Genomic DNA, 4,137 nt, shown 5'->3' with positions numbered 1-4,137 from the left:
ATTCCTCTATTTCAGGAATTCTTTTATAAATATGTTTTAGAATATATTTTTGTCAAATTTTTTTAACCTATTCTAAAAAAAATAAACTAGTATTCCAGTGTTTTACTAGAATACTAATTGTAATATTAACCAATATCCTGTAAAATATTTATGTAAAATGTAAGAAAGGAGGAATTTTTATGGCAAAAAAAATAAACCAATATAGTGAAGAAGTAATTAAAGATATAAATGGAAATATTGAATCCGTTCGAACTAATACAAGCTATAAAATCGAAGGTGAGCCACCATATGTGAAATTATATTTAGATACAATTTTATATTTAAAGGACTTGCCTAAATCACATAATCCAGTTTTACTAGCTTTATTAAAAAGAATTCCTTGGGCAAATCAAGATCAAGATATTCCAATAAATGCTGCTTTAAAAAGAAAAATAAGCTCTGAATTAAACTGTTCTGTTTCTAGAATTAATAATGCAATAACTGATTTTGTGAAAGGACAAGTACTTTTTAGAGTAGATAAAGGATTATATCAATTTAATCCTCATCTATTTGGACGTGGTGATTGGAGCGATATAAACGAATTGCGATTAAATATAACCTTTAATGTAAATGGTAAAACAATTTATGGAGAAATTAATAAAGTTCCAAAAGCTCCAAAAACAAAGAAAAATAAATCTAATTTTAAAAATAATAATATAATTAATTTATCCGAAATTTTGAAAGAAGATTAAAAATTATATTAAAAAAATCGATTTTTTTATATGAAATATGTTTGACTATTTTTTAAATAAAAAAAATCTTTAGAAAAGCTCTAAAGATTTTAAATGAAAGGAATATTTTAAAAGCTACTTCCCAGGTAGCTTTTATTTTTTATCTTTTTTAATCTAATTGTACTTAACATTTTTCAAATAGTAAATAGTCAAAGTTTATTTTACCAATTCATTTTATTTTTTAACTTGCTTAACTTATCATCAGTATTTTTAATTCTATCTTCCAAATGCTCCTGATGCTGCTTTTTAAAAATTTCCTGTTCAACTAATTCTGTAAGACATTCATTTGCTAATTCGCTCATTGTAAGACCTTTTTTCTTTGCAATTTTCTTTAATTCTTCTTTTGTCTTACATTCAATTCTAATTGTAAGACTTGAATTTTTTTTCATTTTTTCGCCCATTTTAAAACCTCTCAAAATCTCTCCTATCCCTTTAATTCTCTATGTCTTACATAAATCCTTTTTTGTCTTACCGTAATTTGTTTATTTAGTTAATTTATTCTATAATTATTTTTATAAATAACGAAAGAAGGTAATATTTATGAAAATTAAAGTATTCACTAGTTCTAACGCTGAAGATATTGAATCAGCAATTAATTCTTTTATAGAAAAAAAAGAAGTAATTACATTTCAACAAACTTATAATTCAAATGCCTCTTTTTATATAATAACAGTTTTATATAAAGAAAAATAAACTAAATCTTTATCAATAAAAGCCTCAAATTTATATTTTGAGGCTTTTATTAAACTTTTAAATAATGCTCTGCTATCACCGATATTCTGTTATGCCCTAAAGCTTTACTAACATCTAACATAGCCCTCTTATCGTATTTAACTCCTTTTAAATCTGACCTACAGGAGTATACCTCGCTTTGATATTTCCTTCCTGTGCCACGATTAACTTTATCATAAGGTATATCTTCTATTTTTCTCGCAATACTCTTATAAAGGCTTGTAGCGTACTCAGAGCGATAAGAATGTATATCTGCTCCACTTTTAACTTTTTCAAAAACTTTATTATCTCCTGCTTTACTCATTAAATTTACAACTAAATTAACATTTCCAATTACAGGTGCTTTTCTCATTCTACCACCTTTGGAGCCTCTATCTACGATAATTTTATAAACTCCGTCTTCATGTATTAATTTATCTCCTGTTAGACATTTTAACTCTTCTCTCCTTAATCCAGTTGATTTACAGAACTCAACTAAATCTTTATTTTTCTCCTCTGAAAAATGCTTATCACGAACCTTATCCCCTCTGCTCCTAGTGATATTAACTCTATGTCTTACAGATGTTCTAACGCCGAAATCACTACTAGAACAACTATATAATTTAGCTAAGGAACAAGCATTTAACTTTTGAGTATACGCCGATAACCCTCTATCTATCCCATTTTTAAGCCACTCATCAACATATGTCCTACATTCATCTAATGTCCTACATTGATGTTTTTCTTTACAATACCTAGTAAATTCATTAGCCTGTTTCATATAGCTCTTATAAGTCTGCCAAGAATAAATTTTTTCATTAGCAGTTCCGTCTTTTTTAGCTTTATATTTCGATTCACCGATTGCTAATTTGCTATCGAACCTTTCCTGTATCTGACGAGTTAATGAACCTAATTTGACCCTATTTCTAGCCATTATATAACCCTCCTAAGTATTTTTTTATATAACAAATAACGCTAACTTCATAAATTAACGTTTCTTTATGTACTATTTATTCAATTGTGTTCAAGTTAAACTCAACCAATTTAAATGGACAGGTAATAGTCCAGAGTAGATATATTATTCTATAATCTACACTTTTTAATATTTTCTCCTAATCCTAAATTAATAGATTTCTTTATAATTTTATTTTCATCTTAGCATTTTATTAAACTCTTAATTAAAGCTTTACCCACTTCTAATAATAATTAAATCAATTATAAAATGCTCTTTAGAATTAAATTAAGTGTGTCCCCATTATATAATTTAAATTCTTATTTTTAATTAAAAATCACGTCTTTAGCTATTAAATAAATAAACACTAATATCATCTTGACTAATAAATGATATTTACAAATTCCACTACTTCTAAGTGGATCACATTAGCTTTTATAAGCTATCATTGGCTCTAATAAGCTCATTCTATATAAAAAATAAAGGTCTACTTAAACACAACCTCAAAAGATAGTTTAAAGACTACTATCTATATAATTTTAAATTTAATAGCTTTTTTATTTAAAATTAATAACTTCTAATCCTAATTTAATAGGTTTAATTTCTTAAAATATCTCCTAATCCTAATTTAATAGGTTTCTTTAATTTCTAGTATTAAATTAACTAAATTAATTCAATAAACATTTTTAAAGAGTCTTCGTAAAAATACCTCCTATTCTCATTTAAGAGAGTCCTTTATTCTCATAACATTTAAGTTATACTGGGTTATATTTATAAAAAAATATAATTATTATTATAACAATATTATACATATTTTAGAGATACAAATCAACATATCCGTTTATATATACATTTTTAATCAAAAATATATATATAACCGTTATGTATATATGATATAATCAATTTAAATATATAATAAAAAAATATAATTTATAATATAGCTCCTAATCTCAATAAATCTAATTCCAATTTATTGAGTTATCATAATTATTTAAAATTAAAATAAATAAAAAAGATATAGTAATTAAAAAAATTACTATATCTTTTTTTGCTTTTACAAAGCAAAAAAAGAATTGCATTCTTTTTCTTTTTTAAACCCTTTTTAAAATCTCGCTACGCTCCCTTTTAAAAAGGGTTTAAAGGGTTTTTTTATTTATTTTTTAAAAGTTATCCTAAAATTTAAAGTTCAATTGTAAAATTATGGGAATTGCTTCCTTTCTCTAAAAATTTTTTTCTCAGCCAAATAAAATAAATTTTAAAATTTAATAGGGGGTAGGGGTTGGGGGCTTACTCCCCGCCCCCTTAATTAAACTTTAATTAAACAGGCGTCGCAGACATAGGCGTAGCCGTAGCAAAGGGTTTGGGAAGTTCGTTCCCGTTAAAAAGTAAGAGGCTAAATGCCTCGCTTTTTATTTAAGAAAATTTATTCAGTTATTGATATATTAAAAAAGTACTTCTTAAAATAAAGAAGGCAATTTTTAAAAAAATTGCCTTCTACCCATTGATATTACTAGTTTTAAAGCACTTTTTAGTATTCCTCTATTTCAGGAATGACATTCCTCTATTTCAGGAATGTCATTCCTCTATTTCAGGAATTCTTTTATAAATATGTTTTAGAATATATTTTTGTCAAATTTTTTTAACCTATTCTAAAAAAAATAAACTAGTATTCCAGTGTTTTACTAGAATACTAATTGTAATATT

4 protein-coding genes are annotated in these 4,137 nt (G+C 25.2%); 2 read left to right on the top strand and 2 right to left on the bottom strand.

The annotated features are described in order from the left end of the window. The first annotated feature begins 179 nt into the window (after window positions 1-179). Window positions 180-731 (top strand): hypothetical protein, encoded by a 552-nt coding sequence (locus CLTHE_RS14300; protein ID WP_080024044.1) that lies wholly within the window; start codon window positions 180-182, stop codon window positions 729-731. A 200-nt stretch (window positions 732-931) separates the two neighbouring features. Here the strand turns inward: CLTHE_RS14300 and CLTHE_RS14295 are convergent, their stop codons facing one another. Next, window positions 932-1,171 (bottom strand): hypothetical protein, encoded by a 240-nt coding sequence (locus CLTHE_RS14295; protein WP_143324091.1) that lies wholly within the window; start codon window positions 1,169-1,171, stop codon window positions 932-934. A gap of 139 nt (window positions 1,172-1,310) precedes the next feature. On the opposite strand from CLTHE_RS14295, the gene CLTHE_RS16815 reads away from it, so the two are divergent. After that, entirely contained in the window at window positions 1,311-1,463 is a 153-nt protein-coding gene (locus CLTHE_RS16815; protein ID WP_158082748.1) for a hypothetical protein, read from the top strand. Window positions 1,464-1,512: 49 nt separating this feature from the next. Here the strand turns inward: CLTHE_RS16815 and CLTHE_RS14290 are convergent, their stop codons facing one another. Next, a complete protein-coding gene (locus CLTHE_RS14290) occupies window positions 1,513-2,415 on the bottom strand; it encodes a hypothetical protein (RefSeq protein WP_080024042.1) in 903 nt (300 codons plus the stop codon). Between the last annotated feature and the right edge of the window lie 1,722 nt (window positions 2,416-4,137).

The organism is Clostridium thermobutyricum DSM 4928 (genome assembly GCF_002050515.1).
In the GTDB taxonomy this organism is placed as follows: Bacteria; Bacillota; Clostridia; order Clostridiales; family Clostridiaceae; genus Clostridium; species Clostridium thermobutyricum.
This window is presented reverse-complemented; position numbering and strand designations above follow the sequence as displayed.